Origin of the sequence: Paenibacillus jepli (assembly GCF_047238105.1) — a bacterium.
Lineage (GTDB): Bacteria > Bacillota > Bacilli > Paenibacillales > Paenibacillaceae > Paenibacillus_D.
On the sequence record NZ_JBDFMD010000001.1, the window covers coordinates 2,449,474 to 2,470,593 of the forward strand.

The following is a 21,120-nucleotide window of genomic DNA, read 5'->3' on the forward strand; positions in this document are numbered from 1 at the left end:
TCCTACCTCCGATTATTGTATGTTGTATTATGTTGTCTTGTTATATCGTAAAACAATTTTGTTAAATTGTCAATTCGTATCTTCCATTACTTCATCTCTCCCACGACTCCGGGACTTGTCATCCTGAAAGGCTCGAGCAGATCATCCAGCTGCTCGGGATCAAGAAGGTCATAAAGAAGCACGAGTTCGCGGATCGATCGCCCCGTCTGTATCGCCTCATGCGCTATTCGGGCGGATGCTTCGTAGCCCAAATACGGGTTCAACGCGGTCATCAGTCCCGGGCTCTGCTCGACATACGCCCTGCAGCGCTCTTCGTTGGCCGCGATCCCTTCCAGACCATGCATGCGGAAGGAAGCGAAGACATTACGCATCATATCCAGCGACTGGAGCAGGTTGAACACAAGTACGGGCTCCATTACATTCAGCTCCAGCTGGCCCGCCTCCGATGCCAGGCAGATCGTATGATCATTCCCGATCACCTGGAACGCGACTTGGTTGACGACCTCGCACATGACGGGGTTGACCTTGCCTGGCATAATGGAAGATCCCGGCTGGCGAGGCGGCAGCTTGATCTCCCCCAGACCGGCTCGAGGTCCAGATGCCATGAGTCTCAGATCATTGGCGATCTTGGACATATTGATCATGCATACCTTTAGCGCTGCCGATACGGCTGTGAGCATATCGGTATTTTGGGTAGCGTCGGGCAGATGCTCCGCCTGCCGCAGCGGCAAGCCGCTCAAGTCGGCAAGGGCTGCAACGACACGTTCAATATACCGGGGATCGGCATTCAAGCCCGTCCCTACCGCAGTGGCGCCCATATTGACCTCCAGCAAATCCTCCCTCGTCCGCTCGATACGGATCCAATCGCGGGCTGTCACACGTGCATAAGCTTCGAACTCCTGTCCGAGACGTATCGGCACCGCATCCTGCAGATGCGTACGTCCCAGCTTGATAACATGGGAGAATTGTTCAGCCTTGCGCTCGAAGCAGGCATGAAGCAGCTTCATCTCCTCAAGTAATCCATCGATCAGACGCAGCACAGCAATATGCGTAGCTGTCGGGAAGCAATCATTCGTAGATTGCGACATATTCGCATGTGTGTTCGGGCTGATCCTGGTATAATCGCCCTTCTCGGCTCCGATCAGCTCCAGTGCCCGGTTCGCAAGCACCTCATTCATGTTCATATTGATCGACGTACCAGCGCCTCCCTGGATGGGATCGACGACAAATTGCTCATGCCACATTCCTGCAATAATTTCGTCTGCAGCCTGCTCGAGCGCAATCCCGATGCCGGGCGTCAGCCGCTTTGTACTCTGATTGGCTCTCGCCGCCGCTTTCTTCACCACCGCCATCGCCCGGATAAGCTCGCTGTGAAGCCGATAGCCCGTTATCGCAAAATTATCGACCGCGCGAACGGTCTGAATACCGTAATAAGCTTCCGCCGGCACCGGCAGCTCGCCCAGAAAGTCCGCTTCCATTCTATACCTGCGCATGTAGAGTGCCTCCAAGCTCATGAGCATGGACATCGTGATGAAGCTCTGGCGGAATGCGTCGCGCTACCCCAGTCTGGATAGCCGCCTTCACTACGGCGTCCCGCACCTTCTCGACCACACGTTCATTGAAAATGCTCGGTATAATATACTGTTCATTCCGCTCCCGCTCATCGACCACATCCGCGATCGCCCGGGCAGCCTCCAGCTTCATCCGATCGTTGATGCGGCTGGCGCGGCAGTCGATCGCTCCTCGGAACATGCCGGGAAACACCATCACATTGTTGATCTGGTTAGGATAGTCGCTGCGCCCCGTCGCGAAGACGCGCACCAGGGGGAGCGCTGTCTCCGGGGCTATCTCCGGCTCAGGATTCGCCATTGCGAATACGATAGCGTCACCAGCCATTCTCCGGACATCCTCAGCCTTCAGCACGCCAGCACGCGAGACGCCGATGAAGACATCCGCGCCACCGATCACGTCGGCGAGCTCACCCGCCTGCCGCTCGACTTGCGGCTGATCGGCAAGCCACTGCCACATGGGGTAGTCGTACCGCTCTCCCCGCACAATCGCTCCATAACGATCTACCGGCACAAGACGTGTTACACCCGCAGCCAACAGCATCTTGCAGATCGAGACACCAGCCGCACCAATGCCGTTAACGACAATACGCACCTCTTGGATGCTTTTGCCGACTACCTTAAGCGCATTAAACAACCCTGCCATGACTACAACCGAGGTGCCGTGCTGATCATCATGGAAGACCGGGATATCCAGTTCCTCCTGCAGCCGCCGCTCGATCTCGAAGCACCGCGGCGAGCTGATATCTTCCAGATTGATACCGCCGAAGACAGGACTGATGGCCTTCACCGTCCGAATAATCTCTTCCGTATCCTTGGTATCCAGACAGATGGGGAAGGCGTCCACCCCGGCGAGCTGCTTGAACAGCATCGCCTTGCCCTCCATGACCGGCGCGGCAGCTGCCGGACCGATGTCCCCCAGCCCCAGCACGGCCGTCCCGTCCGTCACGACTGCCACCATATTGCGCTTGATGGTAAGCGCATAGGCTTTCCTCGGATCCTCCGCAATCGCGGTGCAGACCTTTGCCACGCCTGGCGTATAGACCCGGGACAGATCGTCCCGATTCTTGATCTGCGTCGAAGGCTGGATCGATATCTTCCCTCCCAGATGAGCCAGGAACACACGATCCGAGACGTGAATGATCCGTACGCCCTGACGGGCTCTAAGTGCTGCCACCGCGTTCTCGCAATCGACCGGTCCGGACTGGACCGTAATATCCCGTACGGATGAACGGCTGCCCGAACGGACGACGTCAATAGAGACGATATCTCCGCGATGCTGGCTGATCGTCGAAGCCACGTCGCCGAAGGACGCTTCTTCATGAATCAATTCCAAGCGGATAACAAAGCTTTCGTTAGCCATGGTTCTCTCCCATTCTCCAAAACTCCGTAGTTAGGTCAGTACTCTCTCTCGATCTCGTCCAGCAGATCTGCCCAACCAAGCGAAACCTGCAGCGCCCAACACGCTAAGCACGGCGGCGCCTCCGAACAGCGGCCGGTAACCCCCGATATCAATAATCCAGCCGCCCACATTGCTTGCGACGATTCCTGCGATATTGGTATACACCACGATAAATAAAGAATGGGCCGTCGTTTTGGTGTCAGCCGTGCTGTGATCGTATGCATAGTTGATGCCGGTCGCAAGAAACAGCGCGTACGTGCTGCCAGATAACACTTGATTCATCATCAATATGTCCATAGAAGGCTCCAGCGACAGCACAAACCAGCGCAGCGCTCCCGCCAGCGAGACGAGCGTAAGCGTTGCGATATACCCCAGCTTGCGGATAATGAGACCCGACAGCAGAAATACCGGGATCTCCGCAACCGAGGAGATGGTATACAACAGACCAATCTTTCCTGCAGCCTCCTCGCCAAAGCTCGCGATATAGACCGAATAGAAGGCATTATTGAGCTGCGGTCCTATTGCAGCGACAAACACCGGGATCAGGAACAGAACGAATCCGCGGTTCCTGAGCAGCGGCTGCATTTGTCCAAGCAGGCTTCCGCCTACGGCAGACGAGCTCGTCGACTGTTCCCCCGCATGCGGCTTCGTCTCAATGAAGAAGCTCAGTACGCACATGAGCAGCATAGCGGCAAGATACAGAACAAACATAAGAGACAGGCCATGACGGTCATAGAGCAATCCGAACACCGTGACGGAAATACCAAAGCTGATCGAACCTACGACACGGATGGCACCGTAGCTCAGCGCATGCTTCCGTGCATGCCTGACCGTCATGGCGTCAACTACCGGCAGCGTCGCTGACGAGAAAACGGCCAATACAATCGAGATGACAACATAAAGGCCGAAGCTGTGCTCCGTATAATGATAGGAAAGCATAATCCAGGGCGTGATCCCCATGCTGCAGATCAGCACCGGCTTGGCTATGCCGAAATAATCAATCAGCATGCCCCATATCGGCTGCATGATCAGCCCGACGATCGGGCCGATGGAGAACAGAAATCCGATCTGAGGCGCCGATAGGCCGTCTTCCACGAACCAGTAGCTGAGAAAAGGAAGATAGGATGCATAAGCGATATAGAAAAAATAGTTGTATACGTGAAAGTAATACTTACGCAGGCTCTGCGTCATCATTGCCAGCCTCCAAGCTCGTCGACAGCCGATTCAATGTAGCAGCCGGTCCAACGTATGCAAGCTGGTCCGCAGCGAGGCATCCGGATCGATGTAATGCTTGCGCGAACAAATCTCCAGCGACACATATCCAGCGTAACTCTGCTGCTCCAGTTGTCTTACGTAATCCCCGATCGGCAGACGGCCTTCGCCCAGCGGCAGCTGGTCCGAATCGTTGAGGTGCACATGGATCAAATCGTCGCCGAGCTCCGCGAAATAATCGCCCAGTGTCTCGCCGGCGACCGCCATATGGCAAGTGTCTACCACCGCCTTCAGATGCGGAGAATCGACCTGGCGAATCATCGTCCTCAGATCGAAGCAGGTCAGCGCCAGATTGGATTCAATCAGCTGCAGATGCTCCAGGACAGAAGTCACACCAAGCGCACCCGCCCTGTCCGCGATGCGGCGCAGCCCCTCGCAGGAGCGCTCGCGCGCCGCATCCGGCGCTTCGTTATAGAAGCCCCATCCGGGCAGCAGCTGCAGCATCGGCGCCTCCAGCTCGGCAGCCATCTCCACACATTTGATCAGATAATCCAGCGATTGCTGCCGCAGTGACGCATCGTCTGCCGCGATGTTGATCGGATAACCGCCCTGCTTCGGCGTAAAGCAGATCAGACGAAGCCCTCTCCTCCTGATCTCCCTGCGCAATCGGGCCGCATCATCAAATGTTGCTTCGTTGACCAGGAAATGCGGATAGCCCGCCCAGAGATCGATATTAGCGATGTCATGCCGCTCCATCGCCTCCATGAAAACATGCAGCGGATGGTATTGATAATGGATATTCATGATCGCAATGCGCGACCGGTCAAGCTTGCTCATGTCCAGCCCCCCCGGTCAACGGTAAACCCGTTCGAGTCTTTTGGCCAGCAGCGACAATGGATAGCAAATAACAAAGTAGACGGCCAGCACAATCAAATACATTTGCATCGCAATCGACAGCCCCTGCATCAGCTCCACTCGTTCGATGATCAGCTGCGCCGTTTTCAGAAAATCAAGATTGCCTACCAGCACGGACAACGACGTCGATTGGATCAGATTCGACATCAGACCGATAACAGAGGGCAGCATCCGCCGGATCGCTTGCGGCAGGATGACGTAGCGCATCGTCTGTACGAAGCTCATGCCCAGGGCGTAACTGGCCTCCGTCTGGGTCGGCGGGATCGATTGGATAGCCCCTCGCACAGCTACAGAGATGTTGGCGCTCCCCCACAGACTGAGAGCGATCATGGCGGAAAGATAGCTGTTGATTTGGATTCCGAACTCGGGCAGCAGGAAGAAGACCAGGAACAACGTGATGACGATCGGCAGACCGCGAAACAACTCCGCGTATCCGTTGGCAATCATCGATACCGCTTTGATTTTCGTCGTCTGCAATACCCCTGCGATCACCGACGACAAGCGCGATGCTGAGACAACTTGCACTTAACTGGATGGTATTAATCAGCCCGTCGATCAGAAAGTTTAAGTTTTTTGCCAATACTTCCATTTAAGCTTCCGCCTTTCTTCACCGGGTTATTGAAGTCCATTCTTCGTTGAATCCGGCCGAACAGATAAGATGTGCCCCAGACCAGAATTAGGTAGATCACTGCGATAGATAGCAGCATCTCATATGTTTTGAAATCGTAAGCCATCCGATCGACTGCCATAAAGGTTAGTTCCGCAACCCCGATACTGGTCATATAAGCCGAGTTTTTGATTACGGAGACTGCAGTGTTGGAAAAGGCCGGGAAGCTGACACGGAAGCCGAGCGGGATGATGACATGCCGGATAATTTGCAGCTTGCCTAGCCCCAGCGACTGCCCCGATTCGATCAGTCCGTTGGGTACGGAGTCTGTACCACCGCGGAAGTTTTCCGTCGCATAGGCTCCTCCCCAGAGGGAGAGAGCGATGATGCCGACAGCCACAGCCGATAGCTTGATGCCAAACGCCGGCAGGCCGAAATACAGGAAGAAGACGTGAACAAGCAGTGGTGTATTGCGGATCAGATCGACATACGCGCTAACAATCTGTGACAATACCGGTACCTTCACCGTTCGGATCACTGCACCGCTCATCCCGATAATAAGCGAAAAAGCTATACTGGCTACACTGATGTAGATGGTCATCTTGAGACCTTCCAGCAACAGCGGCAGCGTGTCAATAATATAACCGAAATCAAAGTTCACCCCATGCACCTCCTCCTGGTGTTAGTCTGTGTGGGATCTACATGGCATTTTTCAGAAACTGTCTGGTCCGCTCCTCAACCGGATTGCCAAACAACTGCTGAGGCGGGCCCTCTTCCACAATGACGCCTTGATCCATAAAAATGATACGGTCGCCCACATCGCGGCCGAATCCCATCTCATGTGTGACGATCAGCATCGTCGTACCGCGTGCTGCCAGATCTTTCATGACGTCCAACACGTCCCGAACACGCTCTGGATCAAGCGCCGAGGTCACCTCGTCGAATAGCAGCACCTCCGGATTCATGACCAGCGATCTGGCGATGGCGACCCGCTGCTGCTGTCCGCCCGAGAGCTGAGCCGGATAGCTGTTCGCCTTATCCTGCAGCCCTACCTGCCGCAACAGCGCTTCCGCCTGAGGAATAACCTCGTTTTTGTTCCGCTTCTGCACTTTTATAGGAGCAAGCAGCAGGTTTTGCAAGACAGTCAGATGAGGAAACAGGTTGTAGCTTTGAAACACCATGCCGATTCGCTGACGAACCTGCTGTAATGCGGCAGGGACATATTCGATTCGCTTCTCGTCGATATAGACCTCGCCGCCGTTGATCGTCTCCAATCCGTTGATGCATCGCAGAAGCGTGCTTTTTCCCGATCCGCTCGGCCCGATAATGACGATCACTTCCTGGGAATGCACATCGATATCCACGCCCCGAAGGATATGATTGTCTCCGAACTGCTTCTGCAGATTGCGAATGGACAGCTTTGGTTTGTTCTTCTCCATAGGATCCCCTCCTGTAGTGGTGATGCGATTATGGTCTAGGAATCATTTCCATCGGGTCGAGATCGCCCGCCTGCGGCAAATATTTTTCGATCAACGTTTTGAAATGGTCATCTACTCTCATTTGCTCTAACGCCCCGTTTACGAAATCGAGCATTTCGGGCTCATTTTTGCGCACGCCCAGCGCCATCGGCGCGAATGCCACTTGCTCGCCGACAATGGTATACTCCGGATTGGTCGTCACGAAGTCTGTCATCAATACGGCATCATGGAAAATGGCATCGGCACGTCCGTCCTTGAAGGCGCGGAACGCGTCGGCGTTGCTCTCGATTTTCACCTGCTCGGCCGTGGGTACATTCTCCTCGAGGTATGTGGAGCCTGTCGAGCCTTTAATCGTGATTACCTTCTTCCCGGCCAGATCCGGAATACTCTTAATCTCGCTATCCTTGCTCACCACCGTTACCACGCCGCCGTCGAAGAACGTGGTCGAGAAATCCAGCTGCTGTTTTCTCTCCTCCGTTACACCCAGCGTCGCTGCAATAAAGTCGATTTTTCTCGTTTCCAGATATGGAATGCGGTTGGTGGCGTTGACGGGCACGAGATCTACGGCGTTTTCGTCGCCAAAGGCGTATTCAGCCATTTTTCTGACAACATCAATTTCGTAGCCTGCATTTGTGCCGGTTTCATCGAGATAGCCGAGCGGCGGGTAGTCTACCTTCACGCCTACGACCAGCTTGCCTCTGTTCTTCACCTCTGCGGGCAAGGGAGGAACGTGGGGGATGTCGTCCGGATTGACGCTCGGCGCGGCAGTGTCACCCGTCTGATTCGCGCCTGAAGCGGGAGAGCCGCCATCTGTATTGCTGCACCCGGCAGCCACTAGCATGATTAAGGAGAGAATGATGATGGCCCACTTACCCGTCGTCAACTTGCTCGCATTTTTTTTCATTTTAATTCCTCTCTTTCGTTAATTGGTCCAAACACCTGCGACAAGCGCTCCAGACTTTGCCTGGTGAAGGCCTCCGGCTCCCAGTTATACTGCGGCCCGATCAACTCCAACGTCAGCCAGCCGTCATACCCGATCGTCTCCAGGCTCTTCGCATACTGCTCCAGCGGCAGAACGCCCATGCCCCATCCCAGATGCGCCGACGTTTTCCCATCGCCATCCAGAAAATGAATATGGGCCAGATCGTCGCCAAATGCGGCATGATACGCTTCGAAGCTATCGCCGCCCAGTGTCATCGGTACCGTATCGAGCAGCACTTTCATCGCCGGTGCATTCACTTCGTTATACATGCGCTCCAGTGACTTCAAGTCGGTAATCAGGTTTGAGCCCATCTTCGACATCGGCTCGAGCGCGAGTATGATTCCCTGCCTCTCCGCTTCCTCTGCCAGCACCCGCAGCGACTCGCGTCCTCTGTTCCAGGCTTCCTCGGCAGGCTCATTGTAGAAACCGTAGCCTACCGTCACGAGGAGCATCGAGGTTTCCAGCGTATTGGCGACGCCAATGCACTTCTTGAAGTAGTCCACGCTGCGCATGCGAAGTGTGTCGTCCTTGGCCGACAGATTGATCGGGTAGATACATTGCTCCGGAGTGAAACAGACCAGTTCCAGCCCCCGTCGTTCAATCTCTTGCCGCATCGCGACAATATCCCCATGGGATGCGTCACCCACATATACATGAGGTGCGCCGCCCCACAGCTCGATTGCCGGCAGCCCCAGCTTCACCGTCGAATCGAGAAAGTACTCGAACGGATAGCGATGATAGTGAAAGTTCATATTGGCAAACTTGGCCATTCTATTCCACTCCCTTATAGTCATTCGATGCCTCTATCCGGCGCAGACGCTCCAACGTCCTGCGCACTTCCTCCTCGGGCTCCAGATAATAGCGATTCATCACGAGCTCCAGCGTCAGATAGCCTTTGTATCCCCTCTTCAACTCTTCCCAATATTCCCCCATCGGGAATACGCCGTCGCCGACAGCCAGGTTGGATCCGCCCTTGCCATCGCCATCGCAGAAATGCACGTGCTTGAGCCGGCTGCCGAAAGCGTCCAGCCAGTCGCGCACCTTCTCTCCGGCCGTATACATCGGGACAGTGTCGAGCATCGGATCTACATAAGGACTATCCACAGCCGCGATCAACCGCTTCAAGTCGGCGATATTGTTCACCAGATTGGTACCGAACTTCGAGCGCGTCTCCATGACGATGTGAATGCCGTATGTTGCAGCTTCTTCGCCGAGCAACTGGAGCGATTCGGTCGAGCGGTGGAAGCCTTCTTCCTTCTGCTCGTTGTAGAAGCCCGATCCCGGCACAACCAGCAGCAGAGGCGATTCCAGCTCGGCGGCAATAGCCAGGCTCTTCTTGAAGTACTGCATGCTGCGTTCACGCAGCTGGGCATCTCGGGCGGCGATGTTCACCGGATAGACGCATTGCTCGGGCGTAAAGCAGACCACCTGGAGCTCCCTCGACACGATCTCATTGCGAATATGTCGCAGCCTTGCAGCCGACAGATCTCCCACGTACATATGCGGCTCCGCCGCCCATAGCTCTATCGCATCGACCTCCAGCCGCTTCATGGAATCAAGGAAGTAATCCAGCGGATAGCGTTGATAGTTGTAATTCATCACCGAGACGTTGCGCATATTCCCCATCCCTTCTTTAAGTGAGACTCTTACAGCGCAGCGGAGCCGCCCCGGATGCAAAGCGCTTGAACACAGCGCTCCAGCACCGGATCGGGCTTCTCATAGTAGGAGTGCGCGTACAGCTCCAGCCCGAGAGCGCCTTCATAGCCGCTTGCCGCGATGCTGGCCGCGTATGATTCCAGAGGCAAGCAACCGTCGCCCCACGCCAGTCGTCCGTCAGGTCCATCGATGAGCTGGATATGCTTGATCCGGCTGCCGAACTTACGGATATATAGCTCTGGCGTATCGCCGGCGGCAGCGGCAGCCGACGTATCGAGAAGTACCCCCAGAGCCGGTGCACCGACTTCGTCCAGCATGCGGCCGATCGTCGTCGCATCGTATACCAGATTGCTCTCGTGTCGGGGCAGAGCTTCTAGCGCCAAGTCTACGCCGAGCGCTTCCGCCTTGGCCGACAGCCTTCCCAGCCCCTCCGCCGAACGCGCCCATGCCCCATCCGGGCGAGCATCGAAGTACCCCGTCCCGCTCGTCGCTTGCATCACCGGACTGCCGAGCTCGGCTGCAATATCCAGCGCCTTGCTCAAGTACGCTTCGCTGAGGCGCCTCATCTCCTTGTCCTCCGAAGCGATATTGACAGGATACAGTCCAGTCTCGGGTGTCAAGCAGCACACGCGCAAGCCTCTTCCTTCAAGCAGACGCTTGATCCCGCGTATGTCTTCCGGCGAGGCGCCTTCGATGTCGAGGTGCGGCGCCCCTCCCCATAGCTCCACGGCTTCGCAGCCCAGACGAAGTGTGGCATCGAGAAAGTACGGCAGGGAATAAAACTTGTACAGAATATTCATCGGAGCGAGTGGTGCATACAGACCGATGGAGGTTTTGGCTTCATTCTTCTGCGGGCGCATCATACCGCCCCCTCCTTGCTTAACCGCTCCATCGCAAGCTCCAGATGCTCCAGGCTTTTCCGAACGGCGGCAGTAGGATCGATGAAGGTGTTGCGGGCGCATATTTCCAGTGTCAGATACCCTTCATAGCCATGCCCTTCGATGTCGCGCAGGAACGTCTCCGCAGAGAAACTGCCCTCGCCCCAGCTACGGTGCTGACTGTCGACAAAGTGGATGTGCCGGACATCCTCTCCAAACGCCTGGAAATAATCGTTGAAGCTCTCTCCCGCAGCCGCCATCGGGCAAGTATCGATTATAACCTTCAAATGAGGGGAGCCGACTTCGCCTAGCATCCTGCGAAGCTGCGGCAAATTGGTAATCACGTTGGTGCCCCGGCGCTCCAGAGGCTCCAGCGTCATCGTGATGCCCAGCTCTCCGGCCCGTGCGGCCAGCACGGCCAGTGATTCTCTGGCGCGCTCCCACGCGTCCTCACTCGGCTCGTCAAAGTACCCCCAGCCAGGCACCGTCTGGAACATGCCGCTTCCGAGCCGGGCCGCGGCCTCCAGACTGCGCTGGAAATACGTCATGCTCCTGCTGCGCAAATCGTCTTCCTTCGCCGCGATATTATACGGATATTGACATTGCTCGGGAGTATAGCAGATCAGCTTTAGTCCCCGTCGCTCGATCTCCTTGCGGATGCTGTCCAGACTCGCGTCCGAGGCATGCCCCATATAGAGATGCGGCGCTCCAGCCCACAGTTCGATCGCTTCGATCCCCGTCATGACCATGGCATCCAAAAAGTAGGATAATGGATACAGCCGGTAATGCTCGTTCATCCCGGCAATCTGCGCTCTCTTCAGTCGAGACAATCTGCTCCCCCCTCGCCTCTAATCGCCGATGACCTGAATGTATACCTTTCTGTTCTTGGGACCGTCGAATTCGGCCAGATACACATCTTGGGCATCACCTGACACCAGCTTGCCGTCCTCTACGACGAACATGCAGCTGTTGCCGGATATCATCGACTTAAGATGCGAGGGAGAATTGCTGCCCGTCGCTCCGTATGAAGGCAGGAAATGGGCATGAGCATAAGGCCAATCCTTGGGCGCCAGACGCTCCAGCAGTTCCTCGATATCCGTCTCCACGCATTCCAGTCCTTCATTGACCATAATGCCGGTTGTCGTATGCGCCGAGATGACAGCCGCCAGTCCGTTGGTCACGCCGCATTGCTCTACGAAGCTTTGAATGTCTTTCGTTATTTTGATCATCTGGAATTCGGCTGTCGACCTGAGCACTAGCGTTTTTAATTTAACCAAGGGCGCTCATTCCTCCTCTCTCCCAGGAACACCTCAGCGTTGCCGCTCAGTATCTTTTGCAGCGTCTGGGGCCGGAACGCCATTGCCTCAAGTGCCGGCAGCAGCCGCTTGGCTTTGAACCGGGGCGTATTGGTGCCGAACATCACCTTGTCTCTCAAGTTTCGCTCTATCCAGAGCGGTCCCATATTCACTTTGAAAACCTGGGTATAGAAATCGAGCGCATTGTCCATGTGCAGCAGCGAGGTATCCGTAAACACATTTGGATATTTCAGCAGCAGCATTACCGTCTCCTGAATCCATGGCCAGCCAAAATGCGCCAGACACATGCGAAGCTCGGGATACGCGATCGCCACCTCCTCGAAGCGCAGCGGATGCGCATACACCGCCGGCGCATCCGGCTCCCAGCTCATCCCCGCGTGGAACATGATCGGTTTGTCATATTTCAGGCAAATCTCGTAAAGCGGCTTCAGCCTGTCATCGTCAGGATAAAACCTCTGCTTCGACGGATGCAGCTTCAAACCGCTCAGCTTCAAATGAGCGAATACATACTCCAGCACCTCTGCCGCATCCTCGCGGTACGGATCCACGCTGGCAAATCCGATAAAGCGATCCGGAGCCAGATCGACCAGCCGCCGCACTTCTTCATTCGTCACGATCCAACCGCCGCTGCGGGTTGTCAAATCGAGCGGGAGCAGTACGGAGCGCGATACGCCGTTGTAGTCCATCTCCTGCAGCACCGATTCGACCGGCGTTGGCGATTGCTTGAAGATGCCGAATTCCTGTTTGCGATATTCGAGGGTCTCTTGGTCGTCACAGATTGCTTTATGGAATATCGGATGGGTATGCACATCAATAATCAATGAATCCACCTCTTCTCTGCTCTGTCCTGCATTCTCAATAGGGCTCGAATTTCGACACAACCCCGGAGGCCGTTCGCGCGCCCTGCGTCAGCGACTCCGGGATGGTCCAGCCCTGCAGCACGCCATACATGAAGCCGGCGCAGAAGGAGTCTCCCGCTCCTACCGTGTTGACGACATCCGCAGGTATAATCTGGCCGCGGTACAACGTCTTGCCATCATAAGCCAGACTGCCTTGCTCACCTAACGTCGCTATGACCACACGTGGTCCCAGTGCTTGCGCCCATGCCAGAAATTCCGTTATGTACGCATCCTCCTGCGTATAGGAGAAGAATGCGTAGTCCACATCCGGCAGGATCGGCCCGGCAATATCCCGCTTCGTCCGCGTAGAAAAGTCAAACACAATGGAAACGCCACAGTCCCGGAAATACGACAGCTCTCGCTCGACCCTGCCGGACAGGTTCGTGTGGAGCATATCATGCTCCGTAATAAATCTGCGGTCAGCTTCGGTTAATGCGAAATGCGCCATTACCCCTTCGATTTTCTCCTTGTGAACACGATCATTCCCGTTCAACTCCATTTTAAATACCGCGGTACTGCCCGGCCGGACGTCAAGATGCGTTACATCGACCTTCTCCTGCTTCAGCGTGTCGATCATCATGGCGCCATATTCATCTGTTCCGACTACGCTGACCAAGGAGGTCTGAACGCCCATCCTGCGTAGATGAATCGCAAAATCGACACTATTTCCGGTTGGATACATCCTGTGTAGTTGGTCATACACATCCATACAGCTGAATCCAACTCCCGTAACCCGCACGCCTTCGCCCCCCTTTTGTTTAAGGACAACTGTTTATGAACGTAACAACTTATCCTATGTTGTTATATTATATTATATACCATTAAATAACGTATTGAGTCAATACGTTTTCTGAATGAAAATGTTTTCAAAATGAAATGAAAGTTAACATATATTAAGGGGTGGATGGAAGAAGGTAAAAAAAACAAGAAAACGCGTCATGTTTATTGACGCATCTTCTCGTTTTACACCTATTTTTTGGGGGCACCATAACCAAACGCTCCATATTGTTTGCATGTCTTGGACGCCGCAATCGCCGCATGGCCCAAGGCGGTTTGCATATTCCACGTTCCATGATAAGCCGCCAGGAACGCGCCAATGAATGAATCACCTGCTCCCATCGTATCCACAATATCCACTCGAAGCGGCAATTGCTCATACAGCATCCCCTCATCCGAGAACCTCGCGGCTTCGCTGCCTCTCGTGACACCCACGACTTTGACGCCAAGACTATGGACTCGGGAAGTAAGCTCTTCAATCTCGGTTATACTCATATCGCTGCCGGAGAAGAAGGCATAGGTCAGATAGGGACACAGCTGCTGCAAGTAGTCGTCATCCCATCTCTTCTTTATCGAGAAGTCAAAGGATAACGGCTGCTGCGCCAATCTCGCCAGCTCATGCTCGAGATCGCTGTTTACGCTGGAATGGATCACATCAAATTGGCTGATATAGGCAAGATCGTCGTCCGTTAATTGCAGCCGCAGTAACGAAGAAACGCGATGTCCACGATTCGTCCCGACAAAGATCCGGTCACCATCCTCGCTTAACGTCACGACCGCTTCGCCATGTGGACCGTAGACGCGCCTTATGCGTGATCTGTCTATGCCCTCCGACTCCATACTGTGCAGCACTTGTGCCGCTGCTGCGTCATCTCCTGTTATGCCGAGGAATGCGCTGCTCTCGGCTCCGCTGCGCTTCGCTGCCACCGCCACGTTAAGCGCGTTGCCGCCGGGATATATCTTTCCTTGATCCTGATAATAATCGACAACTGTATCCCCAATAGCAATCAGCTTCATCGAGACCCTCCATGTTGTTATTAGTTGTATTATATCAATGTATACAAAAAATAACGGGGTCTGTCAAGCGGACATTCTCTTCCTTGAGCCTCGTGAGCCTCTACATTTATGTCTTCTTGCCCGTATGTAAAGTAAACATCACCTTGCTGGTCATATACAACGACTGCGAATAGTGAAGCGGCCGGTCCTCCGCATCGTAGCTGATCTTATCGATGCGATACAGGAGTTCTCCGCGGTCGCAGCGAAACAGATTAGCCTCGTATTCCAGTGACTGCACAACTTCCAACGTTTTCTCCGAGTAGGATGGTTCGATCCCGTACCGCTTCTTCAATATTTGGTAGGTCGACAACGATTCTCCGATATGCTGCTCAAGATCTGGCAGCAGACCAAGCGGAAAATACGAAGTCTCAATAATGAACGGCGAATGATCGATATACAGAAGACGATGCAGCTTCAATACCCGATCGCCCTCGCGTCCCTTGAAGATGTCGGCCAGCTTCTCGTCGGCTTCGATGATGACGTTTGACAATATTTGCGCGCTGGGTTTCTTGCCGGAGGCCGTCGTAATGTCCGAGAAGCTTCCTACGGAGATGAGCTCCCGTTTCATCTTGGTTTCTTGTACATAGCTGCCCTTGCCCTGCTGGCTGTACAGAAACCCCTCTTCCACCAAGTCTGTGATCGCTCTGCGAACCGTAACGCGACTGACTCCATATGTATCGCACATTTCTGATTCCGGCGGCAGCTTCTGGCCGGACTTGTATACTCCTCGAGAGATTTCCTCTTTGATGATCTGCTTCAGCTGTGCGTACAGCGGTGTTTGGCTGGACACATCCAATTTCATAACACATGCTCCTTCAATGATAATTAACAAACCACATTATGTCTTGTATTTTGATAGTATATCATATATTGTCTCATTATCCGATGCATTCATGCCAAAATAGCGCCATTTCTATGGGAGACGGTTTAGCGGAGTATTCCCTTATAACGGAATCCAGCCCGATAAGACGGCGCCGGCGTCCGCATGATTGCTTGCCGCAAGCTCGCCGCCATGCTGGCGGATGATCCGCTGCGCAATGGTCAGTCCGAGCCCGGCGCCTCCCGTCGCGCGGCTTCTCGACTGTTCGCCCCGGTAGAGAGGCTCGAAGATGCGGTTAAGCTCCTCCGCTGTAAAGCCGGGCCCCGAATCATGCACCGTGAATACCACACGTTCTTTCTCCCGCCGGCACGCTAAGTCAACTCGACCATGAGCAGGCGTATGCCGAACCGCATTGTCCAAGATATTGCTTAACGCACGCTCCAACAAATGCGCATCGCCTCTGATCAGGCACTCGTCCCGCCCGAATTCGCATTCGGTACGGATTGCGATCTGTTTCTGTTGCGCCTGCGGCTCCAGACTGGCCACCGATTGCTTCGCAATGTCACAGAAATTGCATTCGGCCTTGGTCAGCCCGTTCTCCTGATACTCCATCCTCGTAAATATAAAAAGATCCTCGACCAGCCGATCCAACTGTGCCGACTTCTCCTTGCACACGGCCACATATCGCAATACCTGGTCCGGCGTGCGCGCAATGCCTTGCTCAAGCCCGTCCAAGTACCCCCGCAGCGCAAATAATGGGGTCCGCAGATCATGCGCGACGGCCGCGATGACAAACCGCCGCTCCTCCTCCAGCAAGACTTGCTGCCGCTTCGAGTGCTGGAGTCCGTTTACCATGAACGCGAATCCCTCCCGAACCTCGGCGATTTCCCGGACAGCGGGCTGCGGCAGTTCTATATCCCAATCCCCTCCGGCAATCTGCCGTGCGGCAGCGCCAAGCTGCTCAAGAGGGTCTAGCAGATACCGGCGGAGATGAAGGCCAATAATGAAAAATGCGAGCAGCAAGCCCACAATGGCAGCGGTTGACAGCATGCCATAGGAAACGGCCTCCCTTCCGTCAAGATCCAGCGATCCCGTCGCAAGAAAAAAGGCTGTCACCCAAAAAATCCAAGGCATCAGCAGAAGCAGCACCAGGCCCAGCACTAAATATGTGCGTATGCGAAGTCTCCTCATGCTAACCCCCTTCAAACCGATAGCCAACGCCCCATACGTTGGTCAAATATTGCGGCTCATCCGGGTCGAGCTCGATCTTCTCGCGAAGACGGCTCAGATGCACTCGAATCGTATGCCGGTCACCGATACCGTCCCAGAATTTCGCGAGCAGTTGATCATAGGTGAACACCTGTCTCGGATGTTCCGCGAACAATCGCAGCAGGTCGTATTCCTTCGGCGTAAGAGAGATGACTTGATCGCCGGCGAATACTTCCCGCGTGAACACATCAAGCTTGATACGGCCATAGTCGAGCACGCGGGGACCGCTATCTTGCTGCGGACCGGTACGCCGAAGGACCGCCTTCACGCGGGCGATGATCTCACCGGGCGATGCGGTTTTTACGATATAGTCGTCCCCGCCAAGCGTCAGCCCCCGGATTTTGTCCACATCGTCGCCGCGGGCGCTGAGGAACAGGATCGGTACGCCGCTCCCCGTCCTCACTTGCCGGCAGAATTCAAATCCGTTCTGTCCCGGCATCATGATATCCAGGATGATGCAATGCACGGCATGCTGGTGAAACAGGGTCCATGCCTGAGCAGTGTCATTGGCAGTGACAACCTTGAAGCTGTCATTCTCCAAAAAGTCCCGCAACAGCTCGACGATGCTTTGATCGTCGTCCACCACGAGAATCGTATTGAAATCGCTCATGTGTAAATCTCACCTCTCCCCTATCTTATCACTTCTTCTTCAGGGATCAGAGCAGTCTGCCGTTTTGTGATGCAATGTTTATTGATTTGTGACTTTTTCGCCTCTTCTTTTGAGATACTCGTTTGTTATGCTTCGAACGTGAAGATGGTCACGTGTTCCTATAAAAACGGTTGAAGGAGAAGGATTTCATGTTATCGGTTCAAATCGTGCTTTTTGACGGCTTCGATCTGCTCGATGCCCTTGCACCCTACGAGGTATTCTGTGCTGCCGAGATGGTAACGGAAAACGCGTTAAGCGTAGCGCTCGTTACCGCCGAGGGGCCCAGGTCCGTGCCTAGCGGCACGAACCGGCTGCGAATCGAGACCAGCGGTCGACTTGATCCAGAGCGCCCGGGCATTATTCTCGTACCGGGAGCGTCCGGCCCTGTCGAAGGAGACGGCCCCGACTCGGTTCCTTCCATCTTGGGACGAACCGTACACACAGCGTTGGGCGGCATGCTCGGGAAGGCGCTCGAACAAGAGGATGTTGTCGTCGCAACAGTATGCGGCGGTTCCCTGGTGCTGGCTATGGCGGGGCTGCTCGAAGGCAGACCGGCAGTAACGAATCATCTGGGCATGGCTTTACTCGGTGCAACCGGAGCCGTGCCTGTCCCGGCGCGCGTCGTCGATGCCGGCAACCTGGTTACCGGCGGCGGCGTCACGTCGGGACTCGATGTGGCGCTCTATCTGGTGGAGCGTGAGTTGGGACCGCGCATCGCGTATGAGATCGAGCAGTTGTTCGAATATGAGCGGAGAGGAACGGTCTGGCGGGAGACGGGTATGGCGCCCCTGCCGCTGACGGGCGGCGAGCCGCGACATGCGGAGATCCAGCCAGCTACCAAAGCTGGCGCCCCGGCTGGCAAGACTCAGCACGCCTTCGCATTTGATGGAGATTGGGAGACGACGATTGCTACGCCTATCGGGAAGATGCAGGTTAGACTATCCATCGTTGCCTATAATGGCGTCGTCCACGGCAAGGCCACACAAGGGAATGAAACAGTTGATTTCTTGGATCCGGTTCTCCTAGACGACAAGCTGGCCTGGATGCTGAAGATCACAAAACCGATGCGGTTAAATCTGAAGTTTGAAGTGGCTGTTGAGGGGGATCATATGACCGGGACCGCGAAGGCCGGCATGCTGCCGGCATCCAAATTAACGGGCAGGCGAATCCCATGAAGAGGCAGGTACCCTGGTATAGCTTGCTTGCCGGTGTCAGCATCCTGTTCATCCTGTATGCCCTGGCGAAAAATTACCTGATCGATCCTGGAGCAGAACGCTTTCTGAGCCATAAATCCGTGTTGAACCGGGAGCTGAATCTTCCCGTCTGGCTCAACGTCATGTATGTGCACGTAGCCTTTGCCTGCATCGCCATGTTTGCGGGACTGATCAACTTCTCGAACCGGTTCTTTGAAAAAAGCCGCAGGCTCCACCGGATCAACGGCTACGTTTATATCGTTTCCGTGCTGCTTGTTGTCGTAACCTCCGGTTATATGGCTCCTCACGCTACCGGGGGCAGGCTCAGCAGCATGGGCTTCAATATAATGAATTTGATTTGGCCGTTTATTACCATCATGGCGCTCGTTCACATCAAAAAGAAACAGGTGATCCGTCACCGGAACTGGATGATCCGAAGCTACGCCTTCTGCTTTACGAACATGGCGATTCATCTTCTGACCGCTTTGTTCCATCACGGCTTCGGCTTCACCTATACGGACAGCTATACCATCGGCGTTTACGGCGCCCTCGCACTGCTGCTGATCATTCCGGAACTGGTGATTAGATGGGCACGCCTCACCTATCCTTTCGAAGCACGGTGAACACTTCCCTCTCCGTCAATTGATTGATCATCGGCTCTTCCTTCTGATACCGCTTGATGTTGTCGATCATTATGTTGATCGAGCGGAGCGTCCGGTCCGGCACCTGCGGCGTCATATGCGGCGTGATAAACGTGTTGGGCGCATCCCACAGCCGGCTCTCGGGCGCCAGCGGCTCCTGGGCCACCGTGTCTACACCGGCTCCGGCAATTGTGCGTGCGTACAAGGCTTCGATCAATGCGTCCTCGTCGATGACCGAACCCCGGGCGATGTTGATGACATGAGCGGTGTTTTTCATCATCGCCAGCTCTTCTCTTCCGATCAGATGATACGTGGTATCGGTCAGCGGGACGGCGATGACGACAAAGTCGCTCTCCGTGAGCAAGGCATGCAGCCCACCCCCTTCATCCTCGTAATAGCACCGGTCTACCCCTGGCGGCAAAGGCGCCTGGCTCCTGCGGTACCCCAGCACCTGCATCCCCATCGCTTTGGCGCGCACAGCCAGTTCCGTGCCGATATTGCCAAGGCCGATGATGCCAACCGTTCTGCCATAGAGGCTTCTCAATTCTTCCGAATCCTTCACGCCCCATTGATGCGCACGCTGCGCATCCAGGAAATCTGCAAACCGGTAACATAGCGCCAGCATGAAGAACACCACGTGTTCAGCCAAGGCAGGTGCGGATCGGCCAGCCGAACTGGTCACGATGATCCCCTTCTCGAACAACTCCGGCCAGGCACTCTTCTCCAGACCGGCATGATCGCAGTGGACCCATCGCAGGTTGGGAGCCTGCAGAAACCGCTCATCCAGATCGCCTGTCAGAATCGCCGCATCCACTACCTCCAGGGCGGCTTTGATGGCCCCGGCATCCTTGCGGTGAGCCTGGATCACGGTCGCCGGATGCAGCGCGTCCTTTATCATTTGGATATACTCTTCCTCATGTTCCAAGGTGACCAAAACGCTTTCCAGCTTTTTCATATTGCGTTCCCTCCTATAGACTTGCGCTGCCAACCGGCCAGGTGGAGACCGCATGCTCGGCAATGGCTTCCAGCCTGTCCCGACTGAAACCTGCTTTGGCTTGAACAGCCATGCCGTGGAGCACCGCCATCACAAAAGCAGCTAGCGCAGCACAATCAGCTGTCTCCGGCAGATCACCTTCTTCCTTCGCTCGTTCGAGGCGGTCACGCAGCGCGAGCTCTCCCTCCGCTCGCGCATCCACAAGCGCACGCCGGATCGGCTCGGCATCGTCCGAGCCAGCCACCGCCCCAAGGATGCCCAGACACCCCCTGCGATCCGGGTAACGCGTATGCAGCTCAGCCGCACTGCCGAGGATGTGCGCGACCACCTCACGCGAGGTCGGCAGCTCCAGCGCAGCGGGGAAGTAATCCAGATACTGCTCGTAGTAGCGCGCCAAAGCGCGGCGGAACAAAGCCTCTTTGTTGCCAAACGCCGAGTAAAGGGCAGGTCGTTCAACACCCGTAGCCTGTGTCAGGTCGGTATATGATGCGCCTTCGTAGCCTTTACGCCAAAACACGCAAAGCGCCGCGTCCAGCGCCTGATCCACATCGAATTCGCGGTTGCGTCCCATCCGTCAGATCCCCTCTCTTGTATCGTAACAGTCGTTAATGAACAGATGTATATCCATTATACATACGAAATACTAAAAAGCACAATAAAACATAATGACTGTTATGTTATTGACAGAGGCCACAAAATCCTATACCATGTTTTATTGTAACGATCGTTATGTTATTGAGCGCACTCACCGCTCCTTTGCTAATCGTCCCTGATCCAGCAGACCGGCGGGGCCTTCACCTCATCGGAA

23 protein-coding genes are annotated in these 21,120 nt (G+C 55.1%); 2 read left to right on the forward strand and 21 right to left on the reverse strand.

The window, feature by feature from the left end; translation table 11 throughout:
* Positions 1 to 86: 86 nt before the first annotated feature.
* The 19 genes from aspA to ABC336_RS10825 form a co-directional block, all read right to left on the reverse strand.
* Positions 87 to 1,493, reverse strand: a complete 1,407-nt coding sequence (gene aspA / locus ABC336_RS10735; protein WP_413238663.1) for an aspartate ammonia-lyase — start codon at positions 1,491 to 1,493, stop codon at positions 87 to 89.
* Entirely contained in the window at positions 1,480 to 2,931 is a 1,452-nt protein-coding gene (locus ABC336_RS10740) for an NAD-dependent malic enzyme (protein WP_413238664.1), read from the reverse strand. The genes aspA and ABC336_RS10740 overlap by 14 nt, the downstream gene beginning before the upstream one ends.
* A gap of 30 nt (positions 2,932 to 2,961) precedes the next feature.
* Complete coding sequence (locus ABC336_RS10745) at positions 2,962 to 4,164, reverse strand: MFS transporter (protein ID WP_413238665.1); 1,203 nt, start codon at positions 4,162 to 4,164, stop codon at positions 2,962 to 2,964.
* Positions 4,165 to 4,194: 30 nt separating this feature from the next.
* Positions 4,195 to 5,019, reverse strand: a complete 825-nt coding sequence (locus tag ABC336_RS10750) for a sugar phosphate isomerase/epimerase family protein (protein ID WP_413238666.1) — start codon at positions 5,017 to 5,019, stop codon at positions 4,195 to 4,197.
* A 15-nt stretch (positions 5,020 to 5,034) separates the two neighbouring features.
* On the reverse strand, positions 5,035 to 5,622 hold the full coding sequence (locus tag ABC336_RS10755) for an amino acid ABC transporter permease (protein ID WP_413238667.1): 588 nt from the start codon (positions 5,620 to 5,622) through the stop codon (positions 5,035 to 5,037).
* Between the two features lie 14 nt (positions 5,623 to 5,636).
* Positions 5,637 to 6,365, reverse strand: coding sequence for an amino acid ABC transporter permease (locus ABC336_RS10760; RefSeq protein ID WP_413238668.1), 729 nt, complete (start codon positions 6,363 to 6,365; stop codon positions 5,637 to 5,639).
* A gap of 37 nt (positions 6,366 to 6,402) precedes the next feature.
* Entirely contained in the window at positions 6,403 to 7,143 is a 741-nt protein-coding gene (locus tag ABC336_RS10765) for an amino acid ABC transporter ATP-binding protein (protein WP_413238669.1), read from the reverse strand.
* A 28-nt stretch (positions 7,144 to 7,171) separates the two neighbouring features.
* Positions 7,172 to 8,086 carry a transporter substrate-binding domain-containing protein gene (locus ABC336_RS10770; RefSeq protein WP_413238670.1) on the reverse strand — a complete coding sequence of 305 codons (915 nt, stop codon included), beginning with the start codon at positions 8,084 to 8,086 and terminating at the stop codon, positions 7,172 to 7,174.
* Positions 8,083 to 8,934 (reverse strand): TIM barrel protein, encoded by an 852-nt coding sequence (locus tag ABC336_RS10775; protein ID WP_413238671.1) that lies wholly within the window; start codon positions 8,932 to 8,934, stop codon positions 8,083 to 8,085. The genes ABC336_RS10770 and ABC336_RS10775 overlap by 4 nt, the downstream gene beginning before the upstream one ends.
* A 1-nt stretch (position 8,935) precedes the next feature.
* Positions 8,936 to 9,781, reverse strand: a complete 846-nt coding sequence (locus tag ABC336_RS10780) for a TIM barrel protein (RefSeq protein WP_413238672.1) — start codon at positions 9,779 to 9,781, stop codon at positions 8,936 to 8,938.
* 29 nt (positions 9,782 to 9,810) lie between these two features.
* Positions 9,811 to 10,683: a sugar phosphate isomerase/epimerase family protein gene (locus tag ABC336_RS10785; protein WP_413238673.1), complete on the reverse strand. Its 873-nt coding sequence runs from the start codon at positions 10,681 to 10,683 to the stop codon at positions 9,811 to 9,813.
* A complete protein-coding gene (locus ABC336_RS10790) occupies positions 10,680 to 11,528 on the reverse strand; it encodes a sugar phosphate isomerase/epimerase family protein (RefSeq protein WP_413238674.1) in 849 nt (282 codons plus the stop codon). Before ABC336_RS10790 ends, ABC336_RS10785 begins: the two co-directional genes overlap by 4 nt.
* Positions 11,529 to 11,546: 18 nt before the next feature.
* Entirely contained in the window at positions 11,547 to 11,975 is a 429-nt protein-coding gene (locus ABC336_RS10795) for a secondary thiamine-phosphate synthase enzyme YjbQ (RefSeq protein WP_413238675.1), read from the reverse strand.
* Positions 11,963 to 12,835, reverse strand: a complete 873-nt coding sequence (locus ABC336_RS10800) for an amidohydrolase family protein (RefSeq protein ID WP_413238676.1) — start codon at positions 12,833 to 12,835, stop codon at positions 11,963 to 11,965. The genes ABC336_RS10795 and ABC336_RS10800 overlap by 13 nt, the downstream gene beginning before the upstream one ends.
* Before the next feature lie 34 nt (positions 12,836 to 12,869).
* On the reverse strand, positions 12,870 to 13,652 hold the full coding sequence (gene frlD / locus ABC336_RS10805; RefSeq protein WP_413238677.1) for a fructoselysine 6-kinase: 783 nt from the start codon (positions 13,650 to 13,652) through the stop codon (positions 12,870 to 12,872).
* Positions 13,653 to 13,882: 230 nt separating this feature from the next.
* Positions 13,883 to 14,707 carry a PfkB family carbohydrate kinase gene (locus ABC336_RS10810; protein ID WP_413238678.1) on the reverse strand — a complete coding sequence of 275 codons (825 nt, stop codon included), beginning with the start codon at positions 14,705 to 14,707 and terminating at the stop codon, positions 13,883 to 13,885.
* A 106-nt stretch (positions 14,708 to 14,813) separates the two neighbouring features.
* The gene (locus ABC336_RS10815; RefSeq protein ID WP_413238679.1) at positions 14,814 to 15,548 is read right to left on the reverse strand and encodes a UTRA domain-containing protein; all 735 of its coding nucleotides are present in this window, start codon (positions 15,546 to 15,548) and stop codon (positions 14,814 to 14,816) included.
* Between the two features lie 141 nt (positions 15,549 to 15,689).
* The gene (locus tag ABC336_RS10820; protein WP_413238680.1) at positions 15,690 to 16,757 is read right to left on the reverse strand and encodes a sensor histidine kinase; all 1,068 of its coding nucleotides are present in this window, start codon (positions 16,755 to 16,757) and stop codon (positions 15,690 to 15,692) included.
* Between the two features lies 1 nt (position 16,758).
* Positions 16,759 to 17,445: a response regulator transcription factor gene (locus tag ABC336_RS10825; protein WP_413238681.1), complete on the reverse strand. Its 687-nt coding sequence runs from the start codon at positions 17,443 to 17,445 to the stop codon at positions 16,759 to 16,761.
* A 188-nt stretch (positions 17,446 to 17,633) separates the two neighbouring features.
* Between ABC336_RS10825 and ABC336_RS10830 the strand changes: the two genes are divergently transcribed.
* On the forward strand, positions 17,634 to 18,659 hold the full coding sequence (locus tag ABC336_RS10830) for a DJ-1/PfpI family protein (RefSeq protein WP_413238682.1): 1,026 nt from the start codon (positions 17,634 to 17,636) through the stop codon (positions 18,657 to 18,659).
* The gene (locus ABC336_RS10835) at positions 18,656 to 19,300 is read left to right on the forward strand and encodes a DUF2306 domain-containing protein (protein ID WP_413238683.1); all 645 of its coding nucleotides are present in this window, start codon (positions 18,656 to 18,658) and stop codon (positions 19,298 to 19,300) included. The genes ABC336_RS10830 and ABC336_RS10835 overlap by 4 nt, the downstream gene beginning before the upstream one ends.
* Here ABC336_RS10835 and ABC336_RS10840 read toward each other — a convergent pair.
* Positions 19,275 to 20,273: a D-2-hydroxyacid dehydrogenase gene (locus ABC336_RS10840; RefSeq protein WP_413238684.1), complete on the reverse strand. Its 999-nt coding sequence runs from the start codon at positions 20,271 to 20,273 to the stop codon at positions 19,275 to 19,277. The two genes, ABC336_RS10835 and ABC336_RS10840, sit on opposite strands and share 26 nt — an antisense overlap.
* 13 nt (positions 20,274 to 20,286) lie before the next feature.
* On the reverse strand, positions 20,287 to 20,883 hold the full coding sequence (locus ABC336_RS10845; protein WP_413238685.1) for a TetR/AcrR family transcriptional regulator: 597 nt from the start codon (positions 20,881 to 20,883) through the stop codon (positions 20,287 to 20,289).
* Positions 20,884 to 21,120 lie beyond the last annotated feature (237 nt).

Excerpts from the sequence above, each read along its gene's own strand:
- aspA (WP_413238663.1), bottom strand. The coding sequence starts at position 1,493 with ATGCGCAGGTATAGAATGGAAGCGGACTTTCTGGGCGAGCTGCCGGTG.
- ABC336_RS10740 (WP_413238664.1), bottom strand. The coding sequence starts at position 2,931 with ATGGCTAACGAAAGCTTTGTTATCCGCTTGGAATTGATTCATGAAGAA.
- ABC336_RS10745 (WP_413238665.1), bottom strand. The coding sequence starts at position 4,164 with ATGATGACGCAGAGCCTGCGTAAGTATTACTTTCACGTATACAACTAT.
- ABC336_RS10750 (WP_413238666.1), bottom strand. The coding sequence starts at position 5,019 with ATGAGCAAGCTTGACCGGTCGCGCATTGCGATCATGAATATCCATTAT.
- ABC336_RS10765 (WP_413238669.1), bottom strand. The coding sequence starts at position 7,143 with ATGGAGAAGAACAAACCAAAGCTGTCCATTCGCAATCTGCAGAAGCAG.
- ABC336_RS10770 (WP_413238670.1), bottom strand. The coding sequence starts at position 8,086 with ATGAAAAAAAATGCGAGCAAGTTGACGACGGGTAAGTGGGCCATCATC.
- ABC336_RS10775 (WP_413238671.1), bottom strand. The coding sequence starts at position 8,934 with ATGGCCAAGTTTGCCAATATGAACTTTCACTATCATCGCTATCCGTTC.
- ABC336_RS10780 (WP_413238672.1), bottom strand. The coding sequence starts at position 9,781 with ATGCGCAACGTCTCGGTGATGAATTACAACTATCAACGCTATCCGCTG.
- ABC336_RS10785 (WP_413238673.1), bottom strand. The coding sequence starts at position 10,683 with ATGATGCGCCCGCAGAAGAATGAAGCCAAAACCTCCATCGGTCTGTAT.
- ABC336_RS10810 (WP_413238678.1), bottom strand. The coding sequence starts at position 14,707 with ATGAAGCTGATTGCTATTGGGGATACAGTTGTCGATTATTATCAGGAT.
- ABC336_RS10815 (WP_413238679.1), bottom strand. The coding sequence starts at position 15,548 with ATGAAATTGGATGTGTCCAGCCAAACACCGCTGTACGCACAGCTGAAG.
- ABC336_RS10820 (WP_413238680.1), bottom strand. The coding sequence starts at position 16,757 with ATGAGGAGACTTCGCATACGCACATATTTAGTGCTGGGCCTGGTGCTG.
- ABC336_RS10825 (WP_413238681.1), bottom strand. The coding sequence starts at position 17,445 with ATGAGCGATTTCAATACGATTCTCGTGGTGGACGACGATCAAAGCATC.
- ABC336_RS10830 (WP_413238682.1), top strand. The coding sequence starts at position 17,634 with ATGTTATCGGTTCAAATCGTGCTTTTTGACGGCTTCGATCTGCTCGAT.
- ABC336_RS10835 (WP_413238683.1), top strand. The coding sequence starts at position 18,656 with ATGAAGAGGCAGGTACCCTGGTATAGCTTGCTTGCCGGTGTCAGCATC.
- ABC336_RS10840 (WP_413238684.1), bottom strand. The coding sequence starts at position 20,273 with ATGAAAAAGCTGGAAAGCGTTTTGGTCACCTTGGAACATGAGGAAGAG.
- ABC336_RS10845 (WP_413238685.1), bottom strand. The coding sequence starts at position 20,883 with ATGGGACGCAACCGCGAATTCGATGTGGATCAGGCGCTGGACGCGGCG.